A 25,584-nucleotide genomic window follows, 5' to 3' on the forward strand; every position below is an offset into this window, starting at 1 on the left:
CCCGCCCGTGCCATGAGGCGCGGTGCGAGCCCATTCAGGCCAGGATGTCGCGAAACTCGCCCAGCACTTGGGCATAGACCTGGCGCTTGAAGGGCACGATGCTGTCCACCACATCCGCCGCCCGCATCCATTGCCAGCGGTCGAACTCGGGATGGTCGGTGGCGATCCGTACCGCCGAATCATCGCCCAGGAAGCGCATGGCGAACCATTTCTGCTTCTGGCCGCCGTATTTGCCCTTCCAGACCTTGCCCAGCAGTTCCGGCGGCAGGTCATAGGTCACCCAGCCCGGCGTTTCCGCCAGCACATCGACCAGGTCGGTGGTCACCCCGGTTTCCTCGACCAGCTCGCGCAGCGCCGCCTGGCGCGGGGTCTCGCCCCGGTCGATGCCGCCCTGCGGCATCTGCCAGGCCGGGCCGGGATTGTCGATGCGCTGCCCGGCAAAGACCAGCCCCGCCGGGTTGATCAGCACCACGCCCGCACAGGGGCGATAGGGCAGGCCCGAGGGACCAAGCAGGTCCGCGCTCATTCCGCCTGCGCCCCCTGGGCCGCATCCTCGCCGGTGACGGCGGGCTTTGCGGCATCGGGCACGGCCTGGGCATGATAGTCCACCGCCGCCAGGCCCTTGAGGATATCCACGGCATAGGCCAGCTGGTAATCCTCCTCGCGCAGCTTGGCGGTGGCCTCGACCTGCTTGGCCTCTTCCTCGATCTGCTTGCGTTCCTCGTCGCTGATCGAATCGTTGTTCAGCGCCCCGCGCAGATCCGCTTCCGAGTTCAGGAATTTCGATTCGGTCCGCGGCTTGCCGGCCTCGTCCTCCTCCTGCGGTTTCGGCGCGGGCTGTTCGACGATGATGTCGGGCTGGATGCCCAGCGACTGGATCGACCGGCCCGAGGGTGTGTAATAGCGCGCCGTGGTCAGCCGGATGGCGCTGTCCGAGGTCACTGGCATCACCGTCTGCACCGAGCCCTTGCCGAAGCTTTTGGTGCCCACGACGATGGCGCGGCGATGGTCCTGCAGCGCGCCGGTGACGATCTCCGAGGCCGAGGCGGAGCCGCCGTTGATCAGCGTCACCATGGGCTTGCCCTGCGCCAGGTCGCCGGGCTTGGCGTTCCAGCGCTCGCTTTCCTCGGGCTTGCGGCCGCGGGTCGAGACGATCTCGCCCTTGTCGAGGAAGGCGTCCGAGACCTCGATGGCCTGGTTCAGCAGCCCGCCCGGATTGTTGCGCAGGTCCAGAACGAAACCCGTCACCTTGTCGATGCCGCCCGCTTCCTTGATCGCCTTGTCCATCTCGGTCTTCAGGGTCGAGAAGGTCTCGTCGTTGAAGGTGGTGACGCGCAGCACCACGGCATGGCCCTCGATGCGGGTCTTGACCACGGTCAGCTTGATCGTGTCGCGGGTGATGGTCAGGTCGAAGGGCTCCTTCTCGCCCTCGCGCAGGATGGTGATCTTGATCTCGGACCCGACGGGGCCGCGCATCTTCTCGACCGCTTCGTCCAGGTTCATGCCCATCAGCGATTCGCCGTTCACATGGGTGATGTAGTCGCCGGCCCTGACCCCGGCCTCGGCCGCCGGCGTGTCGTCGATGGGCGAGATCACCTTGACCAGCCCGTCCTCCTGCCCGACCTCGATCCCCAGCCCGCCGAAGCTGCCGCGGGTCTGGGTCTGCATGTCGTCGTAATCCTTGGCCGACAGGAACGAGCTGTGCGGGTCGAGCGAGGTCAGCATGCCGTTGATCGCCGCCTCGATCAGCTTCTTGTCGTCCACCTGCTCGACATAGTCGGCGCGCACCCGCTCGAACACGTTGCCGAACAGGTCCAGCTGCTCATAGACCGAGGCGTTCCTGCCCGATTCCTGCGCGACCAGCGGGCCGGCGAATTGGGTGGCGACGGTGATGCCCGCAAGCGTGCCGATCGCCCCTGCCAGAAGATAATGTTTCATTCAGTTCCGTCCTGCCCGGTTGCGTTGCGGCCTGTCCCGTCCGCGGCCTCTCCGACAATGGGATTCATCACGAACCACTCTGCCGGGTCTAGTGTTTCCTTGCCCTTGCGAAGTTCAACATACAGTGTCTCGGTCTGTCCAGCACCGCCTCCGGCGGCGGCATTGGCGACGAATTCGGCGCCGAACTCCTGCGCGGGCGGTTCCTGCCCGCCCATCAGCCCCACCGGCTCGCCCGCCGCCAGCACGTCGCCCGTCTCGCCGAAGACCTGCGCCAGACCGGCGAATATCATCAGATACCCGCGCGCGGGCTCAACGATCATCACATTGCCGTAATCAAGCAGCGGACCGCGATAGCGGATCGTCGCAGGCCAGGGCAGCGTGACCAGCGCGGCGGGTGCGGTGGCGATGACCATGCCGGGCCGGCGCACCCCCGCGGCGTCGGGCTCGTCATAGCGGTGCAGCACCCGGCCCAGGACCGGCAAGGGCAGGCTGCCCTGCGCGCCCTCGAAATCGGCCATGGGGGCGCCCACGTCCTGCTCCATCCCGGCGATGCCCGATGCAAGCGCGTCCAGCGTATCGGCCGATTCCACCAGCGCGGTCAGTTCCCTGGGATCCTCGCCGAAGCGCACCGGCAGGCTGGAGCGGTCCGTCACCGCCGAGGCCAGCAGCCGCCGCGCCTCCTGCACCTGCCCGAGCCCCTGCGCCAGCGTGTTCGCGGCGTTCAGCTGGATCGTGCGCACGGCGCGGATCTCCTCCAGCTTCTGCTGCATCTCGCGGGCCTCGGCTTCCAGCCCCGGCGCGACCGAGGACAGGATCATCCCGGCGCGGGCCGAGGATTGCGGCCCCGAGGGATGCAGAAGCAGCACGGTCTCGGGCGATTTCTGCATCGAGGTCATCACCCCCAGCGCCCGGCCCAGCCGCTCGCGCCGGGCGTCGAACTCGGCGCGGATCTCCTGCTCGCGGATGCCGGCACGGCGCAAACCCTCGCGCAGCGCGGCCATGCCCTGCTCATAGGCGCGGATCATCCGGGTCAGCGAGGCGACCTGATCGTCCTCGGTCAGCGCCTCGTCCAGCTGGCCCACGGCGGCGCGCAGCAGGTCGGCCGCCTCGGCCGCCTCCTGCGCGGCCAGGTCCAGTTGCGAATCGCCCTGCGCGGGCGTCGCCGGCTGGGCCGGGGCTATCGAGCCGAGCCCGAAGGCCAGCAGAATGGGCAGCAGCAGCCTGGGTTTCATGCCCGCTCGATCAGCGAGGTGCCGGTCATCTCGGGCGGCAGGTCCAGGCCCATCAGGTCCAGCACCGTCGGCGCCACGTCGGCCAGCCGGCCGTTGCGCAGCGTCGCGCCCTCGGGCCCGCCGAAGACGATCACCGGCACCGGGTTGGTGGTATGGGCGGTATGCGGCCCGCCGGTCTCGGGGTCGATGGTGGTCTCGCAATTGCCGTGATCGGCAATGACCACCGCGGCACCGCCGGATTTTTCCAGGGCTGCCAGCATCATGCCCAGCCCCTTGTCCACCGCTTCGCAGGCGCGGATGGCGGCGGGCAGGCTGCCGGTATGCCCGACCATGTCGGGATTGGCATAGTTCACCACGATCAGATCGTAGCCTGCCTCGATGGCCTCGACGAGCTTGGCGCTGACCTCGGGCGCGGCCATTTCGGGCGCCAGGTCATAGGTCGCGACCTTGGGGCTGGCCGGCATGAAGCGGTCCTCGCCCGGCTCGGGGGTTTCCTTGCCGCCGTTCAGGAAGAAGGTGACATGCGGATATTTCTCGGTCTCGGCCAGGCGGAACTGGCGCAGGCCCTTGGCCGCGACCCAGGCGCCCAGCGTGTTCACCACCTGCCGCTTGGGATAGGCGGCCTGCATGTATTCGTCATGGCTGGCCGAATAGTCGACCATGCCCAGCAGCGCCGCCCATTGCGGCCGCCGGCCGGTGTCGAAGGCGGCGAAGTCCGGCTGGCCGATGGCGGCCAGGATCTCGCGCGCCCGGTCGGCGCGGAAATTGAGGCAGAAGAAGCCGTCGCCGTCCCCGGCGCCCGCATAGCCGTCGATCACCGTGGGCTGGATGAACTCGTCGGTTTCGTCGCGGGCATAGGCCTCGGCCACGGCCTGCGCGGCATCGGGGGCGGGCAATCCCTCGGCGCGGACCATGGCGGCATAGGCCCGGGCGACGCGTTCCCAGCGGTTGTCGCGGTCCATGGCGTAATAACGGCCGATGACGGTGCCGATGCGGGCGGCCTCGGGCAGGGCGCGCTGAAGCTCGGTGACGAAGCCCGCGGCCGATGCCGGCGGCACGTCGCGGCCATCGGTGATGGCATGGACCACCACCGGCACGCCCTTGTCGGCCACGGCGCGGGCGGCGGCGATGACATGCTGGACATGGCCATGCACGCCGCCGTCCGAAACGACGCCCATCAGATGCGCGGTGCCGCCGCTGGCCTTGAGCTTGCGGATGAACTCACCCAGCGCGGCATTCTCGTAGAAGCTGCCGTCCTCGATCGCCAGGTCGATCTGGCCCAGGTCCATGGCCACGACGCGGCCGGCGCCGATATTGGTGTGCCCGACCTCGGAATTGCCCATCTGTCCCCTGGGCAGGCCGACATCGGGGCCGAAGGTCACCAGCGTCCCATGCGGACAGCCGCGCATCAGCCGGTCGAAATGCGGCGTCCTGGCCTGGTCGGGTGCGCTCTGCTCGGGTCGCGAGGAAATGCCCCAGCCATCGAGGATGCAAAGGACGACGGGTTTCGGACGGGTCATGCGGCACCTCTTTCGCGGGTCGCGACGCTTCTACGACTGCGGGGCGCGCGGGGCAAGGTCGCCGCGGATCTTGCCGGATTCGTGAAGCGCCCCGCCCCTTCGGTACTGTTGCAGGGGTATTTATGGAACGAAGAAGCCCGGAGTCGGGCCAGGACTTCTTCGTTCTTCAAATACCCATGCGGCCGGGCCGCAGGCGCAAGGCATGATGCCGTTAGGCGCGGGCCTCGGCCGCGATCTGGGCGGCGGATTTGCGGCCGCGCTCGGTCGCGGATTTCAGCTGGCCGCAGGCGGCCATGATGTCCTCGCCCCTGGGCGTGCGGATGGGCGAGGCATAGCCGGCCTTGTGGACGATGTCGGCGAAGGCCTCGATCCGCTCCCAGCTGGAACGGCGATAGGGCGAGCCGGGCCATTCGTTGAAGGGGATCAGGTTCACCTTGGCCGGGATGCCGCGGATCAGCCGGACCAGCCGGCGCGCATCCTCGTCGCTGTCGTTCACCCCGTCCAGCATCACGTATTCGAAGGTGATGCGTTCCGAGTTCGACAGCCGCGGATAGTCGCGCAGCGCATTCAGCAGCGTTTCGATGTTCCACTTCTTGTTCACCGGCACCAGCCTGTCGCGGGTCTCGTCGGTGGTGGCATGGAAGCTGACCGCCAGCAGGCAGCCGATCTCCTCGGCGGTCCTGGCGATTTCCGGGACGATGCCGCTGGTCGACAGCGTGACGCGGCGGCGCGACAGGCTGATGCCTTCGCCATCCATCACCACCTTCATCGCGTCGCGGACATTGTCGAAATTGTAGAGCGGCTCGCCCATGCCCATCAGCACCACGTTCGAGACCAGCCGCGTCTCGTCCTTGGGCGCGCCGGGCTTCGGCCATTCGTCCAGGTCGTCGCGGGCCACCAGCACCTGGCCGACGATCTCGCCCGCGGTCAGGTTGCGCACCAGCTTCTGCGTGCCGGTGTGGCAGAAGGAACAGGTCAGCGTGCAGCCCACCTGGCTAGAGATGCAAAGCGTGCCGCGGTTTTCCTCGGGGATATAGACGGTCTCAACCTCATGGCCGCCATTGATGCGCAGCAGGTACTTGCGGGTGCCGTCGGCGCTGATCTGGCGCGTGACGATCTCGGGCAGGGCGATCTCGAACTTCTCGGCCAGGAGCGCGCGGTAATCCTTGGCCAGGTTGGTCATCTGCGCGAAATCACGCACGCCCCAGTGATAGATCCATTGCCAGATCTGGCCGACGCGCATCCTGGCCTGCCGTTCCGGCGTGCCGGCCTCGACCAGCGCCTCGTGCAGCTGCTCGCGGGTCAGGCCGACCAGGTTGCGGCGCGCCGTCTCGGGCAGCTTGCGCGGGATGGTCAGCAGATCCTGGGTGATCGGGGCAGAGGGCGTGACGGGCGACGGGGCGTTCATGGCTGGCTTGTCCGGGCGGCAAGGGGGCAATGGGCCTATATAGAACAAGGCGGCCCAAAAGAAAACAGGGGCTCGCGCCCCTGTCCGCTGCGGTTCCGGCAGTTGCGGATTATTTGCAGGCGGCCTGGGCCTTGTTCGTCGCGGCGGTGATGCCCGACAGGCTGAAGGTGTCCTTGGTCACGGTGCCCCGCGCCGAGCGCCCGGTCACCACCGCAGTCGAGCCCGCCCGCAGCGCCGAGACCAGCTTGGCATCATCGGCCGGAGAGCCGGTCCAGGCGCTTTCGCCCTCGGTGAACAGCTTGAAGACATTGCCGCCGACATTCACCTCGACCGCCGAATCGGGGGCGAAGGGATAGCCGCCCGAGAACGAGACCTCGCCCGACTGGCCGGGCCGATAGGCGACGTAAAGCCGGATGTCGCCACGCGTCACTTCCTTGGGCTTGCCGTTCGTGTCCAGGTTCTGGGTGGATTTCGGGGCCGACACTGCCCAGCATTCCTTGGGGCTGGTCGCCGAGAAGACGGTCCAGTCGCCCTCGGTCCCGATCACATTCGTCGAGTCCTGGGCCAGGACCGGCGAAGACGCGGCGATCGCAATTGCGGCGGCTGCCGCTGCGGCGCGCGGCGCGAATTTCAACATGCTCTGGCCTCCTGCCATGGTCCGGTTTGTTCCGGCTTGTTGCCGATGACGGTGGTGTTTTCAACCATCTGGCGGCAAGATAATGCGAAAAGGAAGCCGTGAAAAACCCCCGTTCGCGGAAAATCGCGCGATTGTCAGAGGAAAAGCAACCATGACCGCAGCCAGACTCATCGAATTGTGGCGGGGCGGCATGCGCGAAAGCACCCATCTGGGCCATGTGGTGATATCGGACGCGAATGGCATCGTCGAAGCCTGGGGCAATCCGGGTGCGGTGATCTATCCGCGCTCGTCCTGCAAGATGATCCAGGCGCTGCCGCTGGTCGAAAGCGGGGCGGCCGATGCGGCGGGGCTGGGAAGCGAGCATCTGGCCCTGGCCTGCGCCAGCCATAGCGGCGGGCGCATTCATACCGAGCGGGTCGCGGCCTGGCTGTCCGGCCTGGGGCTCGACGACGGCGACCTGCGCTGCGGCGCGCATCTGCCAGGCGATCCGGCCGAGCGCAAGCGGCTGATCTGCTCGGACGAAAGCCCCTGCCAGGTCCACAACAACTGCTCGGGCAAGCATGCCGGTTTCCTGACGCTGAAACGGCACATGAATGCCGGCCCGGAATATGTCGAGATCGACCATCCCGTGCAGCGCGCCGTGCGCCGCGCCTTCGAGGAGGTGACGGGCGAGACCGCGACCGGCTGGGGCATCGACGGCTGCTCAGCACCGAATTTCGCCTGCACGGTCGAGGGGCTGGCCCATGCCATGGCCGGTTTCGCCCGGCCGGGCGCCGGCGCGCGGGGCTGGGCGCAGCGGCGCCTGGTCGAGGCGATGCTGGCCCATCCGGAGCTGGTCGCCGGCGAAGGCCGGGCCTGCACCGAGTTGATGCGGGCCATGCAGGGCCGCGCCGCGGTCAAGACCGGGGCCGAGGCGGTTTTCGTCGGCATCGTCCCCGAACGCGGGCTGGGCATCGCGCTGAAGATCGCGGATGGCGGCACCCGCGGCGCCGAGGCCGCGATTACCGCGCTGATGGTGCATCTGGGCCTGCTGGAGGAAGCCCATCCGGTGGTGCAGAAATACCTGACCGGGCCCATGCGCAACTGGCGCGGCCTGGCGACGGGCGAATTGCGCCGGGCCGAGGGGTTCCCGAGCTGATCCGGGCGCGCAGCCTTCCCGATCAGATCGGGGGCTTTGCCCCCGCGCGTTCCGCGCTCCCCCAGGATATTTGGACAAGAAAGAACCCCAGGCCCCGGCCGCTTCTTCCTTGGGCAAATATCCTGCGGGGGAAGCCCGTCGGGCTTGCCCGGCGGGCGTGGGGGCGCAAAGCCCCCAACCTTCAGAGAATCTGCCAGATCAGCCGCAGCGCCAGCGCGGTCGAGGTTGCGACCAGCAAGGGCTTGATGACCCGCGCACCGATCCGTATCGCCAGCCTCGCGCCGAGCAGGGCGCCGGCAATCTGCGCCAGCGCCATGACGGTGCCGACCAGCCAGAGCGGCTTGCCTACCGCCGCAAAGGCGACCAGCCCGCCCAGGTTCGAAGCGAAGTTCAGCAGTTTCGTATACGCCGTCGCCTTGAGGATGCCGTAGCCGGCCAGCATGACGAAGCCCAGCATGAAAAAGGATCCCGTGCCCGGCCCGACCAGCCCGTCATAGAAGGCGACGAGGGGCACGACCGAGGCGGTGAAGGCGGCCGGGGCGATGCGGCGCATGCGGTCGGTATCGTTCAGCCCCGGCTTCAACGCGAAGAAGGCGGCGATGCCGATCAGCAGCAGCGGCAGGCCGTAGCGCAGCGCCTGCGCCGGGATCCAGCTGACCAGCAGCGCGCCGCAAAGCCCGGCCGCGAAGGCGACCGCCGCCGCGCCGCTCTGCCCGCGCAGGTCCACGAGCCCGCTGCGGGCATAGGAGATCGCCGCCGTCCCTGCGCCGAAGACGCCCTGGACCTTGTTCGTGGCCAGCGCCTGTGCCGGCGGCAGGCCGGCCAGCATCAGGGCGGGGACGGTGATCAGCCCGCCCCCGCCGGCGATGGCATCGACGAAGCCGGCGGCGAATGCGGCGCCGGCCAGGAGCAGCACGAGATCGAGGGAGAGTTCGAACATGCCGCCCCTTTGGGATGCCGCGCGGGAAATGTAAAGCCGGCGCGGGCGGCGGGGTCGCATGGGTATTTGCGGAACGAAGAAGTTCTGGCGAAAGGCCGGGCGCGGCCTCTGCCGGTCGCCCGGCCGGTTGGGTATTTGGGAAAGGGCGAAACCGCTCAGGCGCGGGGATGGGCGGCGCGATAGACCGCCATCAGGTGGGCGTCGTCCACGCCGGTATAGACCTGGGTCGTGGACAGGCTGGCATGGCCCAGCAGCTCCTGGATCGTGCGCAGGTCGCCCCCCGCCGCCAGCAGATGCGTGGCGAAGGAGTGGCGCAGCGCATGCGGCGTTGCCGTCGGCGGCAGGCCCAGCACCTGGCGCGCCTGGCGCATCGCGGACGCGACCAGCGTGGGGCTGAGCCGGCCGCCGCGGGCGCCGCGAAACAGCGGCGCCTTGGCCTCCAGCGGATAAGGGCACAGGCGCAGGTAATCGGCGATGGCCTTGCGCGCGATGGGCAGGACCGGCACCTGGCGTTCCTTGCCGCCCTTGCCGCGGAGTGTCAGCACCTCGCGCAGCGGCCAGTCGGCGCCGTCGAGCCCCAGCGCCTCGGAGATGCGCAGCCCGCAGCCCCAGAGCAGCGTCAGCACCGCCGCGTCGCGGGCGGCGATCCAGGCCTCGGGATGGGCGCTGGCGGCGATGTCCAGCACCGCCTGCGCCTGGTCCGGCGCCAGCGGCCGCGGCAGCGAGCGGGTGAATTTCGGGCTGCGCGAGGCCAGCGCCCTGGAGGCGTCGAAGCCGTGGCGGTCCGACATCCAGCGGATGAAGCTGCGCGTCGCCGAAAGCCTGCGCGCCAGCGAGCGGGGCGAAAGCCCGCGGCCGCGCTCGGCGGCGGCAAAGGCCCGCATGTCGGATTGCGTCAGCCCGGCCAGCGTCGCCGGCAGGGCGGGCGTGCCGTGATAGCCGCCGAGGAAGGCCAGGAAGGCCAGAAGGTCGGCCTGATAGGCGCGGATGGTGTGGTCGGAACGGTCGCGGGTCGCGCGCTCGCTGTCGAGCCAGCGCGCGAGGTTCTCGGCCATGGCCGGGGCCAGCGCCAGGGGCTTGGCCCCGCCGGTCATGTCCTGAGCCAGGAGATCAGCACCAGCCGGAATGCCTGGCCGAAGAAGCGCAGAAGATCCGTGCCCTGGGCCGGGTTGAAGCGCCCCAGATCGGCCGAGCCCATCAGCAAGAGCGCCGGGAAGCGGCCGGGGCCGAGATCGATGGGCAGCAGCGCCTCGGAGCGGATCGGCGCGCGGGCCTCGCCATGGAAGGGCAAGGTCTCGCGCGCCACGCGGCGCAGCACGATGTCGTCGCCGCGCGGCATCCGCCGCCCGCCCGAGATCAGCCGGGCCACCGTGCCGGAGGGCGCGATCACCAGCGGGCCGCTGGCCTCGGGCGCCGGGATCTCGCCGCCCGATTCCATCACCAGCCGCAGGGTTTCCACCCGCAGGATCGGCGCCACGGCGATGTCGAGGTTTTCCAGGAACTCCTCGAAATCCGTCGGTTCCAGCAGCGACAGCACGGCGCGGTGGATGGTGTTCATCCCCGACTGGTTGTCATAGGCGGCCGAGATCACCGATTCATGCGCCGCCTCGAGCCGGTCGAGCCGCGATTCCAGCGCCTGCATGGCGCGGCCGCGGATGTCGATGACGTTCTCGCCCACCTCGGCCTCGCGCGCGCCGATTAGCGCGCGCATCAGGTCGCGATCCGCGAGGATCAGCTCGGGCTGTGCCAGCAGCCGGGCGCGGATCTCCTCGGTCAGTTCGGCCGCGGTCTGCTCGGTCATCAGACGATCTTCTGCCCGGTCTTGGCCCAGTCGGCGGTGAACTGCTCCAGCCCCTTGTCGGTCAGCACGTGATTCGCCATCGCCTTGATGACCGCGGGCGGGGCGGTGATGACGTCGGCGCCGATGCGGGCGGCGTCGGTGATGTGGTTCACCGAGCGGATCGAGGCGGCCAGGATCTGGGTCTGGAAGTCGTAATTGTCATAGATCTCGCGGATCTGGGCGATCAGTTCCATGCCGTCGAAGTTGATGTCGTCGAGCCGGCCGATGAAGGGGCTGATGAAGGTGGCGCCGGCCTTGGCGGCCAGGATCGCCTGCGCGGCCGAGAAGCACAGCGTCACGTTCACCTTGTGGCCCTGCGAGGACAGCGCCTTGCAGGCTTTCAGCCCGTCCCAGGTCAGCGGCACCTTGACGGTGATGTTCGGGGCGATCTTCACCAGGTGCTCGCCCTCGCGGATCATGTCCTCGGCCTTCAGGGCGACGACCTCGGCGCTGACCGGGCCCTCGACGATGTCGCAGATCTCCTTGGTGACTTCCAGGATGTCGCGGCCCGATTTCAGGATCAGCGACGGGTTGGTGGTGACGCCGTCCACCATGCCAAGGTCGTTCAATTCGCGGATCGCGGCGACGTCGGCGGTATCGACAAAGAATTTCATGGGAGGGAGCCCTTCTTGCGGTTTTGCCGTGGGTTTAGCGCATAACAGCCGGCGCGTGAAGTCCGGCCTGCGCGGCTTGCGGGCCCGGCTTGCGGGGCAGGGCGCCGACATGCCACTAGTGGCGGACCTTTTGGATCACGCTTATCCGCCGCTGCCGCAGGAGGAATGCACTTGGAAGCCCTTCAGCCCGATCTCGTCGCCCTGTTGCCGGCCCTGGCCGCCGGTCCGTTCCTGGTCGGAAACTGGCCGCTGCTGCTGCTGATCGGCTGGGCGGCGCTGCCGGCCTGAGATGTCCCCGCCGCTCTTCTATCCCCATGGCGCGCGCATCGCGGTGCTGACGCAGGAGGTGGTCGGCATCCTCGACTATCTCGCGCCCGAGGGCGGCGTGCGGCTGGGCCAGCTGGTCGTGGTGCCGCTGGGCCCGCGCCGGGTGATGGGCGCGGTCTGGGGGCCGGGGATCGGCGATTTCGACGCGGCCAAGCTGCGGCCGGTAGCGCGGCTGATCGACGCGCCGCCGCTGGCGCCGGGGATGATCGAATTCCTGGCCCGCATGGGCGAATACACGCTGACGCCGCTGCCCTCGCTTTTGCGCATGGCGACGCGGGCGCCGGACCTGGACCAGCCGCCCTCGGCCCGGCGCATCATCCATCGCGCCGGGCCGGAGCCCGCGCGCATGACCGATGCCCGCGCCGCCGTGCTGCGGGTGATCGAGGATCACGGCGGCGCCGGCTTCGCGCCGGGCGAGCTGGCGCAGTTGGCCGGGGTCAGCGCGTCGGTGGTGCAGGGGCTGGTCAAGGCCGGCGCGCTGGCCGAGGTGCTGGCGCCGCGCGACGTGCCCTATCCGAAGCTGGATCCCGGCCTGCCGGGCAAGCCGCTGGCCGAGGACCAGGCCGAGGCCGCCGAGACCCTGCGCGCGGCGCTGAAGACCCGCGGCTATGGCACCACGCTGCTGCGCGGCGTCACCGGCTCGGGCAAGACCGAGGTTTACCTCGAGGCGGTCGCGGAATGCCTGCGCCAGGGCCGGCAGGCGCTGGTGCTGCTGCCCGAGATCGCGCTTTCGGCCGAGTTCCTCGACCGGGTCGAGGCGCGCTTCGGCGCCCGGCCCGGGGAATGGCATTCGGGCATCACCCGCAGCGAGCGGCGGCGGCTGTGGACCATGGCGGCCACGCATCATGTCGGGCTGGTGGTGGGCGCGCGTTCGGCGCTGTTCCTGCCCTTTGCCGATCTGGGTCTGATCGTCGTCGATGAGGAACACGATTCCAGCTACAAGCAGGAGGATGCGGTCTATTACAGCGCCCGCGACATGGCGGTGCTGCGCGCCAGCATCGAGGCCGCGCAGGTGGTGCTGGCCTCGGCCACGCCTTCGGTCGAAAGCTGGGTGAACGCGGCCTCGGGGAAATATCGCCGCCTCGACCTGCGCGCCCGCTATGGCACGGCGGACCTGCCCGAGATGGGCACCATCGACCTGCGCCAGCAGGAGATGGAGAAGGGCCGCTGGATCAGCCCCCGGCTTGCCGCCGAGATCGCGCTGCGCAAGGAACGCGGCGAGCAGTCGCTGCTGTTTTTGAACCGGCGCGGCTATGCGCCGATCACCGCCTGCCGCGCCTGCGGCCAGCAGATCGGCTGCGACCATTGCGACGCCCGCATGGTCGAGCATCGCTTCCAGAACCGCCTGGTCTGCCACCAATGCGGCGCGACCAGGCCGATCCCGACTGCCTGTCCCGCCTGCGGCGTCGAGGGCAAGATGACCGCCATCGGGCCGGGGGTGGAACGGCTGGCCGAGGAAGTGGCCGAGCGTTTCCCCGAGGCGAAGGCGACGGTGCTGTCCTCGGACCTGTTCCATTCGGCCCGGGCGCTGAAGGAGGCGATCGCCGAGATCGGCGCCGGCGGCACCGATATCATCATCGGCACGCAGATCGTCGCCAAGGGCCACAACTTCCCGCGCCTGACGCTGGTCGGCGTGATCGACGCCGACCTGGGCCTGCAGGGCGCCGACCTGCGCGCGGCCGAGCGCAGCTTCCAGCTGATGCGGCAGGTCGCCGGCCGGGCCGGGCGCGAGGGTGGCGATGCGCGGGGGCTGGCGCTTCTGCAGACCCATCAGCCCGAGCATCCGGTGATCCGCGCCATCCTGTCGGGCGAGGACGAGGCGTTCTGGGATGCCGAGGCGGCGGCGCGGCAGGCGGCGGGGATGCCGCCCTTCGGCCGGCTGGCCGGGATCATCCTGTCGCATCCCGACCAGCCGGTGGTCGAGGACTATGCCCGCGAACTGGCCCGCCGCGCCGAGCCGCTGCGCGCCATCGGCGCCGAGCTGTTCGGCCCGGCGCCGGCACCCATCGCCCGCATCCGCGCGCGCTACCGGGTGCGGATGCTGATCCGGGCGCCGCGGCAGGCGCCGGTGCAGGGCGCGATTTCGCAATGGTTGCAGGCGGCGCCCAAGCCGCCGACCAATCTGCGGCTGGCGGTGGACATCGACCCGCAGAGCTTTCTCTAGGCGCAAGCCGCGCTCCGCGCCCTGCGACGGTATGCATGGCCAGCGCAAGCGGCGGGCCGATGAAGCCGCCCGGCCCGCGTCTTCTTCGTTCTGCAAATACCCCCCGCAAGCTTTCCGGCAGCGCCGAGATCGCAGAGTCAGGCCCGACAGTGAAGGGCCGGCCGGCCAGCCCGCATGATCCCCGGCTCCGGGTGGACCGGGTCGGGCGGGCGTGGGGGCCGCACCGATCGCGGCATGAAAAACCCCCAGGAACCGATGGCTCCTGGGGCTGCAATCGTTACCACTACCAATCCCCCGGGCAAGCGTCGCCGGGCGCCGTCCAGGGGCAGGAACGGATTACGACCGCAGATCGAAGCGGTCGGCCTCCATCACCTTCGCCCAGGCGGCGACGAAATCCGCGACGAACTTGCCGCCATTGTCGTCCTGGGCATAGACCTCGGCATAGGAGCGCAGGATCGAGTTCGAGCCGAACACCAGATCCAGCCGGGTCGCCGTCCATTTCACCGCGCCGGTCTTGCGGTCGCGGATCTCGTAATGGTCGCCGGCCTTGGCCCAGGTATTGGCCATGTCGGTCAGGTTCACGAAGAAATCCGTGGTCAGCGCGCCCTCGCGGTCGGTGAAGACGCCGTGCTTGCTGCCGCCATGGTTGGTGCCCATCGCCCGCATGCCGCCGACCAGGACCACCATCTCGGGTGCGGTCAGGCCCATCAGCTGAGTGCGGTCCAGCATCAGTTCCTCGGGGGCGACGGCATAGTCCTTTTTCAGCCAGTTGCGATAGCCGTCATGGATCGGCTCCAGCACCGCGAAGCTGTCGGCATCGGTAATCGCGTCCGTGGCGTCGCCGCGGCCGGGCGAGAAGGGCACCTCGACGTCATAGCCCGCCGCCTTGGCCGCCAGTTCCACGCCGACATTGCCGGCCAGGACGATGGTGTCGGCGACGCTGGCGCCGAACTCGGCTGCCAGCGGCTCCAGCACCGAAAGCACCTTTTGCAGCCGGGCGGGTTCATTGCCTTCCCAGTCCTTTTGCGGGGCCAGGCGGATGCGCGCGCCATTGGCGCCGCCGCGCATGTCCGAGCCGCGGAAGGTGCGCGCCGAATCCCAGGCGGTCGCCACCATCTCGGCTACCGTCAGCCCGCTTTCGGCGATGCGCGCCTTGAGCCCGGCGATGTTCCAGTCGCGGTTGCCGGCCGGAACCGGATCCTGCCAGATCAGGTCTTCGGTCGGGGCTTCGGGGCCGATATAGCGCGCCTTCGGCCCCATGTCGCGATGGGTCAGCTTGAACCAGGCGCGGGCGAAGGCGTCGCTGAACGCCTCGAAATCGTTCATGAAGCGCAGCGAGATCTCGCGATAGATCGGGTCCACTTTCAGCGCCATGTCGGCATCGGTCATCATCGGCATGTGGCGGATCGAGGGATCCTCGACATCGACCGGCTTGTCCTCGTCGGCAATGCTGATCGGTTCCCATTGCGAGGCGCCCGCCGGGCTGTGGGTCAGCGTCCATTCATGCTTGAACAGCATCTGGAAGAAGCCGTTGTCCCATTGCGTCGGGTTGGTCGTCCAGGCGCCTTCCAGGCCCGAGACCATGGTGTTGCGCCCGATGCCACGGCCCTTGGTGTTCATCCAGCCCAGGCCCTGGAACTCCGGCTCGGCGGCCTCGGGATCGGGGCTGAGGTCGGCGACATTGCCGTTGCCGTGGCACTTTCCGATGGTGTGGCCGCCGGCGGTCAGCGCCACGGTTTCCTCATCGTTCATGCCCATGCGGGCGAAGGTCTCGCGCATCTGGTAGGCGGTGGCCTGCGGGTCCGACCGGCCGTTCACCCCCTCGGGGTTGACGTAGATCAGGCCCATCTGCACGGCGGCCAGCGGGTTGGCCAGCGTCTCGGCCTTGGTCACGTCGTCATAACGGCTGTCGCTGGGGGCCAGCCATTCCTTTTCCTCGCCCCAATAAGTGTCCTTTTCGGGGTGCCAGATATCTTCGCGGCCGAAGGCGAAGCCATAGGTCTTGAGGCCCGCGACCTCATAGGCGACGGTGCCGGCCAGCACGATCAGGTCGGCCCAGGAGACCTTGTTGCCGTATTTCTTCTTGATCGGCCACAGCAGGCGGCGGCCCTTGTCGGTGTTGACGTTGTCCGGCCAGCTGTTCAGCGGCGCAAATCGCTGGTTGCCGGTATTGGCGCCGCCACGGCCGTCGCTGGTCCGGTAGGAACCGGCCATGTGCCAGGCGGTGCGGGCGAACATGCCGACATAGCTGCCCCAGTCGGCCGGCCACCAGTCCTGGCTGTCGGTCATCAGCGCGCGCAGGTCGGCCTTCAGCGCCTCGACATCCAGCTTTTTCAGTTCTTCGCGATAGTTGAAGTCCTTGCCCAGCGGGTTGGTCTTGCTGTCGTGCTGGTGCAGGATGTCGAGGTTCAGCGCATTGGGCCACCAGGCCGTGACCGAGCTGCCCATCGCGGTGTTCCCGCCATGCATCACCGGGCATTTGCCGGTGGTCTTGATGTCGTTTCCGTCCATGATAGCTCTCCTTTTGCTGGGTCGCGTCACCGGGGCGACGCAGGTACCGGGTGCGGAATATGGCTGTCATGCAACCGCAGCATGCGTCTCCTGCGAATCTGCATATCCTCTTGAGACAGGTTCTAGCAGCTTTCGGAATTATTGTAATTTATAAGTTTTAATTTACATGATAATTTCTGATTATGACATGGAGCGACCTGTCCGTGGCCCTTGCGCCGGTGGCGTGGACGGGCCTTCGTGGTCGGCGAAAGGGGTCAGCCGCGCGGCCGGGCGCGGTCCATCAGGCTGCGGATCCAGCGGCCCGAGGCCCAGGCCGCCGGGACGCCCAGCACCACCGCCGCGCCGGCGGCCTGCATGGGCGGCAGCACCGGCAGGCCGGTCCAACTGGCCAGCAGCGACAGCATGAACAGGTTGATCCAGACCGCCGCTGCCGCGAAGGGATAGAACAGCAGCGCCAGTTTCCAGGCCGGCCAGCCGTCAGTGGCTGGTTCCGTCCTCGAAGGTGATCTTGTTCCAGACATTGTATTTCCCCGAAGGCTTGCGCATCGGCAGCCGTTTCACCTCGTCCAGCGTCCTGGCATCATAGACCACGACCGCGCCCTCGTCCTCCCACAGCGAGACCAGCACGTGACTGCCGTCGCGGGTGAACTCGCTATGGGCGAAGGTCTGGCCCGGAAAGGGCGCCAGCGTCTTGACGATCTCCAGCGTGTTCTTGTCGATCACATGCATCTCGTCCTTGTGCGGGCCGAAGAACACGTCGGCCCAGACATAGGGGCTGGCGGCATGGCCACGCAGGAAGAAGCCGGGACCATCGGTCTTGATCTGCTTGACCAGGCTCCAGTCCTGCATGTCGATGACCGAAAGCACGCCCTCGCCCAGATGCGGGGTGGCCATGACGCGGCGGCCGTCCCGTTCCCAGGTGATGCCCGAGCCCAGATGCGGCATGCCGGGCAGGGGCAGTTCCGCCACCTTGTGCCCGTCGTCCAGGTCGATCACCACGCCCTTGTCGCCGTCGCGGTTGGCCCCGATCAGCTGGCGATAGTCGGGCGAGAAGAAGAAATCGTCCAGCGGCTCGTCGATGGGGATGCGGCGGACGGACAGGTCGGCGGTCGCGACCTCCCAGATCTCGGGCGCGTCCTTCAGCGCCAGCACGAAGCTTTCGCGCTGCGGCGCCTGATAGACGGCACTGACCCGGCTGGGGGTGCCGTCCACCTCGGTCTCGATCAGCCGCAGCGGGTTCAGGTCGGCATCCAGGATGGTCAGGCTTTCCGGCAGGTAGTTCGCCACCGCGATGCGCTGGCCGTCCGGGCTGATAGCGATGTTGCGGCTGTTCAGCGCGGCGCGAATGCGGCCGACCTCGGCCAGCGTCCAGATGTCGTATTTCTGCACCCAGCCGTCGCGCGACATGATGTAGACGAAGCGCCCGTCGGGGCTGAATTTCGGCCCGCCATGCACGGCGAAGGGGGTGGCGAAGCGGTCCAGCACCTCGAACGTGTCGCCGTCCAGCACGCTGACGTGATGGTCGCCGGTCTCGACCACCAGGGTGATGTTCAGCGGATCGGCGGCAAAGACCGGCTTTTCCGCGGGCTGGTAGTCGGCATTCATCTCGCGGCTGGCGGCGATCTGGTCGGTGCCCCAGTCGGGGCGGTCTTCCAGCGGCGTGGTGACGTAACCCACCAGCGCGGCGATGTCCTCGGGCGACAGCCGGTCGGCGAAACCCTCCATCTGGGTCGAGACCCGGCCCTGGGCGATCACCGCGTCGATGCCGCGCAGCCGGCCCAGGGTTTCGGGGATCAGCGCCGGGCCGGTGCCGCCCAGCCGGTCCTCGCCATGGCACGACGCGCAATGCTCGGCATAGTCGGCGGCCGGGTCGGCATGGACCGCCAGCGGCAGGGCGAGCAGCAGGCTAAAGAAAGCGATGGGCCGGATCATGGCTTTTTCCCCGGAAAGGCGTGACGGCAAGGCGGTCCAGGTCGGCGCCCTCGGCGCCGATCTCGGAGCCCGAGAGATAGCAGGCCGGATCCTCGGCCCAGGGGTCGCCGGTCAGTTGCAGCGCCCGGATGCGGGTATTGCCGCCGCAGACCGCCTGATAGGCGCAGGCACCGCAGCGCCCCTTCAGCGGCCGCGGCCGGGTGCGCAGCGTGGCCAGGATCGGGTCGTCCCCGGTCCAGATCGCCGAGAACGGCCGTTCCTTGACCGAGCCCAAGGTATAGTCCGACCAATAGGTGTCGGGATGGACGCGGCCCTGCGGGTCGATATTGCCGACGCCGAGCCCCGAGGAATTGCCGCCCCAGGCCTGCAGATGCGCGCGCAGATGCGCGACGGCGGCGGGCGCAAAGCGCGTCTCGGCCCAACGCAGGAAATAGACCGCATCGGCATCGTTGTTGCCGGTGACGACCTCCAGCGGCTCGCCCCGCTCGACCGCCTGCCAGGCGCGGGCGATCAGCAGGTCCATGGCGCGGCGGGTGCGGGCATGTTCGGTATCCTCGCCCCGGTGCTTGTCGCCGCGCCCGGCATAGACCAGATGCGACAGGTAGAACTTGTCCACGCCCTCGTCGCGGCACAGGTCCAGCATGGCGGGCAGGTGATGGGCATTGCCCTCGGTGATGGTGAAGCGCAGGCCCACCTTGACGCCCTGCGCCTTGCAGGCCCGCACCCCGGCCAGCGCCTGGTCGAAGGCCCCCTCGACGCCGCGGAACCAGTCGTTCACCGCCCCGATCCCGTCGAGCGAGATGCCGACATAGTCGAAGCCCAGCCCGGCCAGCCGCTCCACGTTGCCGGCGTCGATCTTGGTGCCGTTGGTGGACAGCGACAGGTGGCGGAAGTCCAGCCGCCGTGCCTCCTCGGCCAGTTCCCAGAAGTCGAAGCGCGACATCGGCTCGCCCCCCGACAGGATCAGCGCCGGGATGCGGAAATCCGACAGGTCGCGCAGCACCGCCATGGCCTGGTCATGCGAAAGCTCGCCCGGAAAGGGCCGGTCGGCCGAGACGGTATAGCAATGGCGGCATTTCAGGTTGCAGCTGCGGGTCAGGTTCCAGATCACCACCGGGCGGACCGCATCCGGCCGGCTGCGGCGGCGCGGCGGCGAGGGGTCCAGAAGCTGGTGCATATATTGGGTCAGGCGGAACATGGCTTTGCCTTTCTTAGCCGTCCTTCAGGCGCAGGCCGGTCTTTTTCAGGATCCGGGTGGAATAGAGGATGTCGTCGGCCCGGCAGGCGGCGCCCAGCAGCGCGCGGACCTGGGCGCGCTTTTGCTCGACCTCGGCGCGGCTCTGGCCGTGCAGCATGGCGAACAGGTTGTAGCGCCAGACCGGCGCGCGCGGGCGCAGGTAGCAATGCGTCACGAAATCCAGCGCGCCGATCCTTTCGCCCAGGGCCTCGGCCTGCGCGTCGTCCACGTCCCAGACGCTCATGCCGTTGGCGATCATTCCCAGCGCATAGTGGTTGGGCGCGATGGCGATGCGGCGGATCACGCCCTGCGCATGCAGGATCGACAGCCGGGTGATGACCTGCGTCTCGGTCAAGCCCAGCTCGGCGGCGATCCGGGCATAGGGCGCCTCGTCCAGCGGCAGGCCGGCCTGCGTGGCGGCGATCAGCCGGCGGTCGGTATCGTCCAGGACCGTCATGCCGCCACCCGAAAGCCGATGAAGAACTCCCGCAGCTTGGGAAAGCGCCAGACGGTCAGCCCGGTTTCGGCCTCGATGCGCCCGGCGGTCTCGGCGATGCCTTCGGGCGTGGCGGTGGCCAGCACGAACCACATGTTCAGCGCATGATCGCGGGCATAGTTATGCGCCACCTCGGGATGGGCGTTGACCAGCGCGGCGATGCGGTCGAAATCCGCCTGCGGCGCGGAAAGCGCGCAAAGGCAGAAGGCCCCGCCCATCGCCGCGGCGTCGTAGAACGGGCCGAAGCGGGTGATGGCGCCGATCGCGCGCAGGCGTTCCAGCCGCTCGATCAGCTGGGCGCCGGTCAGGCCAAGCGCCGCGCCGGCATCGTCGAAGGGGCGGGGGGTCAGGGGAAACCCCTCTTGCAGGCGGTTCAGGATGGCGCGGTCGGTATCGTCCAGCGCCTCGGGCGGCAGGGTCTGGCGGCTCATGCGGCAACCTCGGCGATGACGGCGCCCCGCTGGCGAAAGCAGCGGGTCGAGAACAGGATACGATGCGGCACGCCTTGCAGTTCGGGCAGGGCGCGGGCCTGGACCAGCACCTCCATCGCCTCGGCGCGCGAGCGGGCGTGGATCATGCAGAACAGCGGCCAGTTCCACAGCCCCGGCACCGTGCGGCGCTGATAGCACAGCGTCACGCCGGGCACTGCGGCCAGCGCCGTTCCGGCCGCCTCGACCGCCGGTTCGGGCAGGCGCCAGACCACCATGGCGTTTTCGCACCAGCCAAGCGCACGATGCCGCACGATCACGCCCACGCGGGTCAGGATGCGCGCCGCCGCAAGCGCCCGGATGCGCGAGATCACCTCGGCCTCGCTGCGGCCGAGCGCCTGCCCCAGCGCCACGAAGGGGCGCGGCACCAACGCCAGCCCGGTGGTCAAGGCCTGCATCAGCGCCTTGTCGCGCGGGCGCAGGACGTCCAGGTCGGCGGGCCGGTCCAGCGCCATGGCGCGGCGCGGGCCGATCAGCGGAAAGCCCAGGTCGATGTTGAAGGCCCGCACCAGCGGCAGCGACAGGGGCACCAGCCCCGTTGCCGTCTCGATCCGGACCAGGCTTTCCTCCAGCGCCTCGGCATCGGGAGCGGTGGCGACGAACCACAGGTTCCAGTCGCTGCCCTCGCGCAGATAGGAATGGTTGACGCCGGGCTCGGCCCCGACCAGCGCCGCGACCTTGTCGATGCGCCGCACCGGCACGCGCAGCGCGGCCAGCGTCGAGGCGCCGGCGGTGTTCGGCCGGCAGGTGGCGCCGATGCGGGCGATCAGCCCCTCGTCGCGCAGGCGGGCCAGGCGGGCGATCACCTCGGCCTCGCTGGTGTTGAGGCGGTTGGCGATGGCGGCGAAAGGCCGGGTTTCCAGCGGCAGGTCGCGCTGGAAACCGTCAAGCAGGCGCAGGTCCAGATCATCCATGTCATAACCCCGTGCGATGCGCGCGATCGGTGAAGAAGATGCCCGAGGGCGCGCGGGCCTCGATCTCGCCCAGCACCTCGCGGGTGCGGGTGTCGCGGATCTCGACCCGGTCCTCGTCGCGGACCGACAGCCAGACCTCGCGCCCGCGCGGGGCGAATTCCATGTGCAAGACGCCCTTGCCGGGGGTCAGCGTGTCCAGAACCTCGTGGGTCAGCACATCGACCACTTGCAGCTTGTCGTTGTCGGGCGGGGCGAAGTTCACCCAGACCTCGCGCTTGTCGGGGCGGGCCAGGGCAAAGACCGGCTGGCCGGCCAGGTCGGTGCGGGCGATCTCGGTCAGGTCCGCGGCATCGACCCAAAGCAGTTGGTGCAGCCCCACGGCGGGCAGGGCGAAAAGCCCCTCGGCCAGCGTCCAGCCTTGCAGATGCGGCATCTTGTAGACCGGCAGGTCCGGCAGGTCCTTGCCGTAATCGGGCAGGAAGCGCGTGACTTTGGGCGGATCCTGCCACAGATCGACCTGCACCAGCCCCTTTTCGCCGAACAGCCCGACGATATAGTGCCGCCCGTCGCCGGTCAGCAGCGCGTCATAGGGATTGGCGCCGATGCCCTCCAGCTTGGTGACTGCCGGCTGCGCGGCATCGGTGGAATGGTCGAGGATCCAGACCTCACCCGTGTCCCAGGTCGCGACGACGAAGCGCGAGCCCGGCGCATCGGCGATGCCCACGGTCTTGGAGCCCATCGGCACATCCGCCACCAGTTCCAGCGTCTCGGCGTCGAAGACCTTGACGCCGCCCGGCTCGTAATTCGCCACCGCCACCAGCCGGCCGTCGTCCGAGATGGCGCCGCCGATGGAATTGCCGGCCTGCACCACGCGGCGGACCATCTGCCGGGTCAGGATGTCGACCTTGGTCAAGCCGCCGTCGCGGCCGAAGACATAGGCGAAGCGTTCGTCGGGGGAATAGACCAGGCTGGCATGGGACAGATCGCCCAGCCCCTCGATCCGGCCGAGCGCGGCGCGTTCGCTGCGATCCACGACCAGCAGCGAGCCGGCCTCGCGCTCGACGATCAGGCCCAGATCGCCGGTGCCGCGCAACTCGTCGGCCAGCGCCGGGCTGGCGATCAGCAGGAGGGCGGCGAGAGTTGCCTTGAGCATCATTCCGTCTCCGTCGTCAGAAGGTAATCGGCGATCCAGCGCGCCTCGTCCTCGGTCAGCAGCGGGCGCCAGCCGGGCATGGCGGTGCCGGGCATGCCGTCCAGGATCACGCCGCTCAGGTCGTCGACGTCGCGCCCGGCCAGCGCCCCGGCGGTGATCGGCCGGCCCAGCCCGCCGGTCAGCCGCAAGCCGTGGCAGGAACCGCAATCCTGCCGCACCAGATGGCGCAACTGGTCCTGCCGCGCGGCATCGGGCGGTCCCGCAACCGCGGTCCCGGCCAAAAGCGCCAGCAGGAGCGCCAGCCTAGCCATGCGCCACCAGCCGCCATTCCGGGCGGTAAAGCCCCTGCGGCAGGGCGCCATCCTCGGCCAAGGCCGCGACATGGCCGACGATGAACAGCACCGGCGCCGGCAGCGGCTCGGCCGCCAGGGCGGCGGCGATGCCCGACAGCGTGGCGCGCAGTCGCCGTTCCTGCGGCGTGCTGGCCTGCGACACGGCCAGCACCGGCAGGTCGGCGGGCATGCCGTGGGCGATCAGCTCGGCCGCGATCTCGGCCATGTTCGCCGCGCCCATATAGACGGCCAGCGTGGTCTGCGGATCGGCCAGCGAGGCCCAGTCGAGGTCCAGCGCCGCGTCCCGCGCCCGGTGGCCGGTGACATGGCGCAGCCCGGTCGCGAGCCCGCGATGCGTCAGCGGAAACCGGGCCGAGGCGGCCGCCCCCTGCGCCGCGGTGATACCGGGCACATAGTCGCAGGGGATGCCGGCGCGGATCACGGCCTCGAACTCCTCGCCGCCGCGGCCGAAGATGGTCGGATCGCCGCCCTTGAGCCGCGCCACGGTCAGGCCGGCGAGGCCCAGTTCGACCAGCAGGGCGTTGATCTCATCCTGCGGCACCGGGTGGAAGCCCGCCGCCTTGCCCACCGGGATGCGCCGGACATGGGCGGGGACGCAGGCCATCACCTCGTCCGAGACCAGCCGGTCATGCACCACCACATCCGCCTGCTGCAAAAGCCGCAGCGCCCGCAGCGTCAGCAATTCCGGGTCGCCCGGACCGGCGCCGATCAGATCGACCCTGCCCAGTCCCGCCTTGCCCGCTGCCGCGTCGTTCAAGTTGCGCGCGGCCATGCCTGGCGCCGCGCCGCCCGTCACCGTCTTGCCGGCCATGTCGAACCCCATTGAAATACTGCCGGAGCGGGGGCGCGAACGCCCCCGCCTGGGTCGTGACCGCTCAATAGGTGTCGGTCATGGTGTTGTAGACGTTGAACTTGCCGGTGGGCGTCACCAGCCGCTCGTCCTTGATGACGTGCTTAAGTTCCAGCGTCTTGTCGTCCACCACGACCAGCGCCGATTCCTGGTCCTTGCCGTTCCAGACGCTGAACCAGACCTCGGTGCCGTCCTTGTTGAACTCGCCCTGCACGACGCGGGGCTGGCCTTCGGTGATGCCGGCCCATTCGGCGATGGGCAGGGTCTTGAACTCGGGGTCCGAACCGTCGCCCGTCATCGCCTTGATGTCGAAGACCGCGACCGAGCCGGAAATCTCGGCCTCGGGGTTCAGGGTCGCATCGACATAGAGATATTGCGAGTTCGGGTGCGTCTTGATGAACAGCGAGCCGCCCCCCAGCGCCGGGAAGCTGTCGAGGATCTTCCAGGCATTGTCGGGATGGCCCTCGGGATCGGTGCCGATCAGCGCCACCGAATCGTCGCCCATATGCGAGGTCGCCCAGACCGGCCCGAAGGTCGGGTGGACGAAGTTCGCGCCGCGGCCCGGATGCGGGGTCTGGCCGCCGGTATCCTCGATCGCGACCAGCTTGCCTTCCTTGGTGTCGATCACCACCAGCTTGTTGCGGGCGTTCGCCGCGGTGATGAAATAGCGGTGCGAGCCGTCCAGGCCGCCGTCGTGCAGGAAGCGTTCGGCGCTGATCTCGGTGGTCTTGAGGTTGTCGAGGTCGGTATAGTCCACCAGCAGGATCTTGCCCGTTTCCTTGACGTTCACGATGAACTCGGGCCGGTAATGGCTGGCGAGGATCGCGGCGACGCGCGGCTCGGGGTGATATTCCTGCTCGTCATAGGTCATGCCGCGCGTGGACTGGATCTTTTTCGGCTCCAGCGTCTCGCCGTCCATGATGACGTATTGCGGCGGCCAATAGGCCCCGGCGATGGCGTATTTGTCCTCCCAGCCCTCCATCTTCGAGGTCTCGATGGAACGCGCCTCCGAGCCGATCTTGATCTCGGCAACGGTGGTGGGCTCCTTCATCCACAGGTCGATCATGTTGACCTTGCCGTCGCGGCCGATCACGAACAGGTAGCGGCCCGATGCGGACAGCCGGCTGATATGGACGGCATAGCCGGTGTCGAGGACCGACTTGATCTCGTAGGTGGCGCCGTCGATCAGCGCGATCTGGCCGGCGTCGCGCAGGGTGACGCTGAACAGGTTTTCCAGATCCCAGTCGTTTTCCTGCTGGGTCGGCCGGTCTTCCGGCGCGACATGCACCTTCCAGGATTCGCGCATCTCCTTCATGCCGAATTCCGGCGGCGCGGCCGGGTCCAGAAGCAGGTAGTTGGCCATCAGGTCGACCTGCTCGGCCGACAACTCGCCCGAGGTGCCCCAGTTCGGCATCCCCGCCGGCGAGCCGTAGGTGATGAAGCTTTGCAGATAGTCAAAGCCCAGATCGCGGGTCAGGTCAGGGGTCAGCGCCTTGCCGGTCGCGCCTTTGCGCAACACGCCGTGGCAGCCGGCGCAGCGTTCGAAATAGATCTTGTTGGCCTCGTTGTATTGGGCATCGGACAGCGCCGAAACGCCCTCGGGCGCGCCGGGCGCCGCGACATCCTGCTGCGCAAGGTTGTCCAGCGAGGGCTCATAGCGATTGTCGGTGCGCGTCTTGTGGTCCTCCAGCGCGGCGGCTGGATCCTTTGGCGGTGCGACCTGTTCCTGTGCCGAGGCCGCAAGCGGTCCAAGGACAAGGGCCAGGGCTGCCGAGGCCAGGAGGCCGGGTCTGGCGAATGGAGTCCTTTGTCTCATCTGGCTTTCCTATTTGCTGGCGCGCGTTCACGCCGTTCCTGTGCGGAATTTGCGCGCAAGGCTTTGACCATTGTTA

At 68.7% G+C, this 25,584-nt stretch carries 23 protein-coding genes; 2 read left to right on the plus strand and 21 right to left on the minus strand.

Going from position 1 to position 25,584, the window contains the following annotated elements; genetic code table 11:
* Positions 1-34: 34 nt before the first annotated feature.
* The 6 genes from ACDP63_RS04835 to ACDP63_RS04860 all read right to left on the minus strand — a co-directional run bounded on the left by ACDP63_RS04835 (position 35) and on the right by ACDP63_RS04860 (position 6,735).
* On the minus strand, positions 35-526 hold the full coding sequence (locus ACDP63_RS04835) for an RNA pyrophosphohydrolase (RefSeq protein ID WP_024843031.1): 492 nt from the start codon (positions 524-526) through the stop codon (positions 35-37).
* Positions 523-1,938, minus strand: a complete 1,416-nt coding sequence (locus ACDP63_RS04840) for a S41 family peptidase (protein WP_024843030.1) — start codon at positions 1,936-1,938, stop codon at positions 523-525. The genes ACDP63_RS04835 and ACDP63_RS04840 overlap by 4 nt, the downstream gene beginning before the upstream one ends.
* Positions 1,935-3,170 carry a murein hydrolase activator EnvC family protein gene (locus ACDP63_RS04845; protein ID WP_028709893.1) on the minus strand — a complete coding sequence of 412 codons (1,236 nt, stop codon included), beginning with the start codon at positions 3,168-3,170 and terminating at the stop codon, positions 1,935-1,937. Before ACDP63_RS04845 ends, ACDP63_RS04840 begins: the two co-directional genes overlap by 4 nt.
* Complete coding sequence (gene gpmI / locus ACDP63_RS04850; RefSeq protein WP_024843028.1) at positions 3,167-4,690, minus strand: 2,3-bisphosphoglycerate-independent phosphoglycerate mutase; 1,524 nt, start codon at positions 4,688-4,690, stop codon at positions 3,167-3,169. Before gpmI ends, ACDP63_RS04845 begins: the two co-directional genes overlap by 4 nt.
* Before the next feature lie 211 nt (positions 4,691-4,901).
* Positions 4,902-6,098, minus strand: coding sequence for a 23S rRNA (adenine(2503)-C(2))-methyltransferase RlmN (rlmN, locus tag ACDP63_RS04855; RefSeq protein ID WP_024843027.1), 1,197 nt, complete (start codon positions 6,096-6,098; stop codon positions 4,902-4,904).
* A 109-nt stretch (positions 6,099-6,207) separates the two neighbouring features.
* Positions 6,208-6,735, minus strand: a complete 528-nt coding sequence (locus ACDP63_RS04860) for an invasion associated locus B family protein (protein ID WP_024843026.1) — start codon at positions 6,733-6,735, stop codon at positions 6,208-6,210.
* A gap of 151 nt (positions 6,736-6,886) precedes the next feature.
* On the opposite strand from ACDP63_RS04860, the gene ACDP63_RS04865 reads away from it, so the two are divergent.
* A complete protein-coding gene (locus ACDP63_RS04865) occupies positions 6,887-7,873 on the plus strand; it encodes an asparaginase (protein WP_024843025.1) in 987 nt (328 codons plus the stop codon).
* A 181-nt stretch (positions 7,874-8,054) separates the two neighbouring features.
* Here the strand turns inward: ACDP63_RS04865 and ACDP63_RS04870 are convergent, their stop codons facing one another.
* The 4 genes from ACDP63_RS04870 to fsa all read right to left on the minus strand — a co-directional run bounded on the left by ACDP63_RS04870 (position 8,055) and on the right by fsa (position 11,267).
* Positions 8,055-8,813: a TSUP family transporter gene (locus ACDP63_RS04870; RefSeq protein WP_024843024.1), complete on the minus strand. Its 759-nt coding sequence runs from the start codon at positions 8,811-8,813 to the stop codon at positions 8,055-8,057.
* Positions 8,814-8,968: 155 nt separating this feature from the next.
* Entirely contained in the window at positions 8,969-9,907 is a 939-nt protein-coding gene (locus tag ACDP63_RS04875) for a tyrosine recombinase XerC (protein ID WP_024843023.1), read from the minus strand.
* Positions 9,904-10,614 (minus strand): DUF484 family protein, encoded by a 711-nt coding sequence (locus ACDP63_RS04880; protein WP_024843022.1) that lies wholly within the window; start codon positions 10,612-10,614, stop codon positions 9,904-9,906. Before ACDP63_RS04880 ends, ACDP63_RS04875 begins: the two co-directional genes overlap by 4 nt.
* Entirely contained in the window at positions 10,614-11,267 is a 654-nt protein-coding gene (gene fsa / locus ACDP63_RS04885) for a fructose-6-phosphate aldolase (protein WP_024843021.1), read from the minus strand. The genes ACDP63_RS04880 and fsa overlap by 1 nt, the downstream gene beginning before the upstream one ends.
* Before the next feature lie 289 nt (positions 11,268-11,556).
* Here fsa and ACDP63_RS04890 point away from each other — a divergent pair, with 289 nt between their 5' ends.
* Positions 11,557-13,758 (plus strand): primosomal protein N', encoded by a 2,202-nt coding sequence (locus ACDP63_RS04890; protein ID WP_024843020.1) that lies wholly within the window; start codon positions 11,557-11,559, stop codon positions 13,756-13,758.
* A gap of 336 nt (positions 13,759-14,094) precedes the next feature.
* On the opposite strand, the gene katG is transcribed toward ACDP63_RS04890, so the two are convergent.
* The 11 genes from katG to ACDP63_RS04945 all read right to left on the minus strand — a co-directional run bounded on the left by katG (position 14,095) and on the right by ACDP63_RS04945 (position 25,508).
* Positions 14,095-16,269 (minus strand): catalase/peroxidase HPI, encoded by a 2,175-nt coding sequence (gene katG, locus ACDP63_RS04895; protein WP_024843019.1) that lies wholly within the window; start codon positions 16,267-16,269, stop codon positions 14,095-14,097.
* A 254-nt stretch (positions 16,270-16,523) separates the two neighbouring features.
* Positions 16,524-16,790 carry a hypothetical protein gene (locus ACDP63_RS04900; protein ID WP_024843018.1) on the minus strand — a complete coding sequence of 89 codons (267 nt, stop codon included), beginning with the start codon at positions 16,788-16,790 and terminating at the stop codon, positions 16,524-16,526.
* Positions 16,747-18,201, minus strand: coding sequence for a nitrite reductase (locus ACDP63_RS04905; protein ID WP_024843017.1), 1,455 nt, complete (start codon positions 18,199-18,201; stop codon positions 16,747-16,749). Before ACDP63_RS04905 ends, ACDP63_RS04900 begins: the two co-directional genes overlap by 44 nt.
* Entirely contained in the window at positions 18,176-19,399 is a 1,224-nt protein-coding gene (gene nirJ / locus ACDP63_RS04910) for a heme d1 biosynthesis radical SAM protein NirJ (protein WP_024843016.1), read from the minus strand. The genes ACDP63_RS04905 and nirJ overlap by 26 nt, the downstream gene beginning before the upstream one ends.
* Before the next feature lie 13 nt (positions 19,400-19,412).
* Entirely contained in the window at positions 19,413-19,895 is a 483-nt protein-coding gene (locus tag ACDP63_RS04915; RefSeq protein ID WP_024843015.1) for an AsnC family transcriptional regulator, read from the minus strand.
* The gene (locus tag ACDP63_RS04920; protein WP_024843014.1) at positions 19,892-20,365 is read right to left on the minus strand and encodes an Lrp/AsnC family transcriptional regulator; all 474 of its coding nucleotides are present in this window, start codon (positions 20,363-20,365) and stop codon (positions 19,892-19,894) included. The genes ACDP63_RS04915 and ACDP63_RS04920 overlap by 4 nt, the downstream gene beginning before the upstream one ends.
* Positions 20,362-21,336, minus strand: a complete 975-nt coding sequence (locus ACDP63_RS04925) for an AsnC family transcriptional regulator (protein ID WP_024843013.1) — start codon at positions 21,334-21,336, stop codon at positions 20,362-20,364. The genes ACDP63_RS04920 and ACDP63_RS04925 overlap by 4 nt, the downstream gene beginning before the upstream one ends.
* A gap of 1 nt (position 21,337) precedes the next feature.
* On the minus strand, positions 21,338-22,492 hold the full coding sequence (locus tag ACDP63_RS04930) for a cytochrome D1 domain-containing protein (protein WP_024843012.1): 1,155 nt from the start codon (positions 22,490-22,492) through the stop codon (positions 21,338-21,340).
* Positions 22,489-22,800, minus strand: a complete 312-nt coding sequence (locus tag ACDP63_RS04935; protein WP_024843011.1) for a c-type cytochrome — start codon at positions 22,798-22,800, stop codon at positions 22,489-22,491. The genes ACDP63_RS04930 and ACDP63_RS04935 overlap by 4 nt, the downstream gene beginning before the upstream one ends.
* Positions 22,793-23,653 carry a uroporphyrinogen-III C-methyltransferase gene (gene cobA, locus ACDP63_RS04940; protein WP_024843010.1) on the minus strand — a complete coding sequence of 287 codons (861 nt, stop codon included), beginning with the start codon at positions 23,651-23,653 and terminating at the stop codon, positions 22,793-22,795. The genes ACDP63_RS04935 and cobA overlap by 8 nt, the downstream gene beginning before the upstream one ends.
* A gap of 64 nt (positions 23,654-23,717) precedes the next feature.
* Positions 23,718-25,508 (minus strand): nitrite reductase, encoded by a 1,791-nt coding sequence (locus ACDP63_RS04945; protein WP_024843009.1) that lies wholly within the window; start codon positions 25,506-25,508, stop codon positions 23,718-23,720.
* Positions 25,509-25,584 lie beyond the last annotated feature (76 nt).

It is taken from the genome of Paracoccus sp. P2, from assembly GCF_046335115.1.
Classification (GTDB): domain Bacteria; phylum Pseudomonadota; class Alphaproteobacteria; order Rhodobacterales; family Rhodobacteraceae; genus Paracoccus; species Paracoccus pantotrophus.

Bases quoted from the DNA above. Each gene is read 5' to 3' on its own strand.
- ACDP63_RS04870 (WP_024843024.1), bottom strand. From the start codon at position 8,813: ATGTTCGAACTCTCCCTCGATCTCGTGCTGCTCCTGGCCGGCGCCGCA.
- ACDP63_RS04835 (WP_024843031.1), bottom strand. From the start codon at position 526: ATGAGCGCGGACCTGCTTGGTCCCTCGGGCCTGCCCTATCGCCCCTGT.
- cobA (WP_024843010.1), bottom strand. From the start codon at position 23,653: ATGGCCGGCAAGACGGTGACGGGCGGCGCGGCGCCAGGCATGGCCGCG.
- ACDP63_RS04945 (WP_024843009.1), bottom strand. From the start codon at position 25,508: ATGAGACAAAGGACTCCATTCGCCAGACCCGGCCTCCTGGCCTCGGCA.
- ACDP63_RS04875 (WP_024843023.1), bottom strand. From the start codon at position 9,907: ATGACCGGCGGGGCCAAGCCCCTGGCGCTGGCCCCGGCCATGGCCGAG.
- ACDP63_RS04925 (WP_024843013.1), bottom strand. From the start codon at position 21,336: ATGGATGATCTGGACCTGCGCCTGCTTGACGGTTTCCAGCGCGACCTG.
- ACDP63_RS04890 (WP_024843020.1), top strand. From the start codon at position 11,557: ATGTCCCCGCCGCTCTTCTATCCCCATGGCGCGCGCATCGCGGTGCTG.
- ACDP63_RS04930 (WP_024843012.1), bottom strand. From the start codon at position 22,492: ATGATGCTCAAGGCAACTCTCGCCGCCCTCCTGCTGATCGCCAGCCCG.
- fsa (WP_024843021.1), bottom strand. From the start codon at position 11,267: ATGAAATTCTTTGTCGATACCGCCGACGTCGCCGCGATCCGCGAATTG.
- ACDP63_RS04865 (WP_024843025.1), top strand. From the start codon at position 6,887: ATGACCGCAGCCAGACTCATCGAATTGTGGCGGGGCGGCATGCGCGAA.
- ACDP63_RS04860 (WP_024843026.1), bottom strand. From the start codon at position 6,735: ATGTTGAAATTCGCGCCGCGCGCCGCAGCGGCAGCCGCCGCAATTGCG.
- ACDP63_RS04900 (WP_024843018.1), bottom strand. From the start codon at position 16,790: ATGTCTGGAACAAGATCACCTTCGAGGACGGAACCAGCCACTGACGGC.
- katG (WP_024843019.1), bottom strand. From the start codon at position 16,269: ATGGACGGAAACGACATCAAGACCACCGGCAAATGCCCGGTGATGCAT.
- ACDP63_RS04915 (WP_024843015.1), bottom strand. From the start codon at position 19,895: ATGACGGTCCTGGACGATACCGACCGCCGGCTGATCGCCGCCACGCAG.
- ACDP63_RS04845 (WP_028709893.1), bottom strand. From the start codon at position 3,170: ATGAAACCCAGGCTGCTGCTGCCCATTCTGCTGGCCTTCGGGCTCGGC.
- nirJ (WP_024843016.1), bottom strand. From the start codon at position 19,399: ATGTTCCGCCTGACCCAATATATGCACCAGCTTCTGGACCCCTCGCCG.
- rlmN (WP_024843027.1), bottom strand. From the start codon at position 6,098: ATGAACGCCCCGTCGCCCGTCACGCCCTCTGCCCCGATCACCCAGGAT.
- ACDP63_RS04935 (WP_024843011.1), bottom strand. From the start codon at position 22,800: ATGGCTAGGCTGGCGCTCCTGCTGGCGCTTTTGGCCGGGACCGCGGTT.
- ACDP63_RS04905 (WP_024843017.1), bottom strand. From the start codon at position 18,201: ATGATCCGGCCCATCGCTTTCTTTAGCCTGCTGCTCGCCCTGCCGCTG.
- gpmI (WP_024843028.1), bottom strand. From the start codon at position 4,690: ATGACCCGTCCGAAACCCGTCGTCCTTTGCATCCTCGATGGCTGGGGC.
- ACDP63_RS04880 (WP_024843022.1), bottom strand. From the start codon at position 10,614: ATGACCGAGCAGACCGCGGCCGAACTGACCGAGGAGATCCGCGCCCGG.
- ACDP63_RS04920 (WP_024843014.1), bottom strand. From the start codon at position 20,365: ATGAGCCGCCAGACCCTGCCGCCCGAGGCGCTGGACGATACCGACCGC.
- ACDP63_RS04840 (WP_024843030.1), bottom strand. From the start codon at position 1,938: ATGAAACATTATCTTCTGGCAGGGGCGATCGGCACGCTTGCGGGCATC.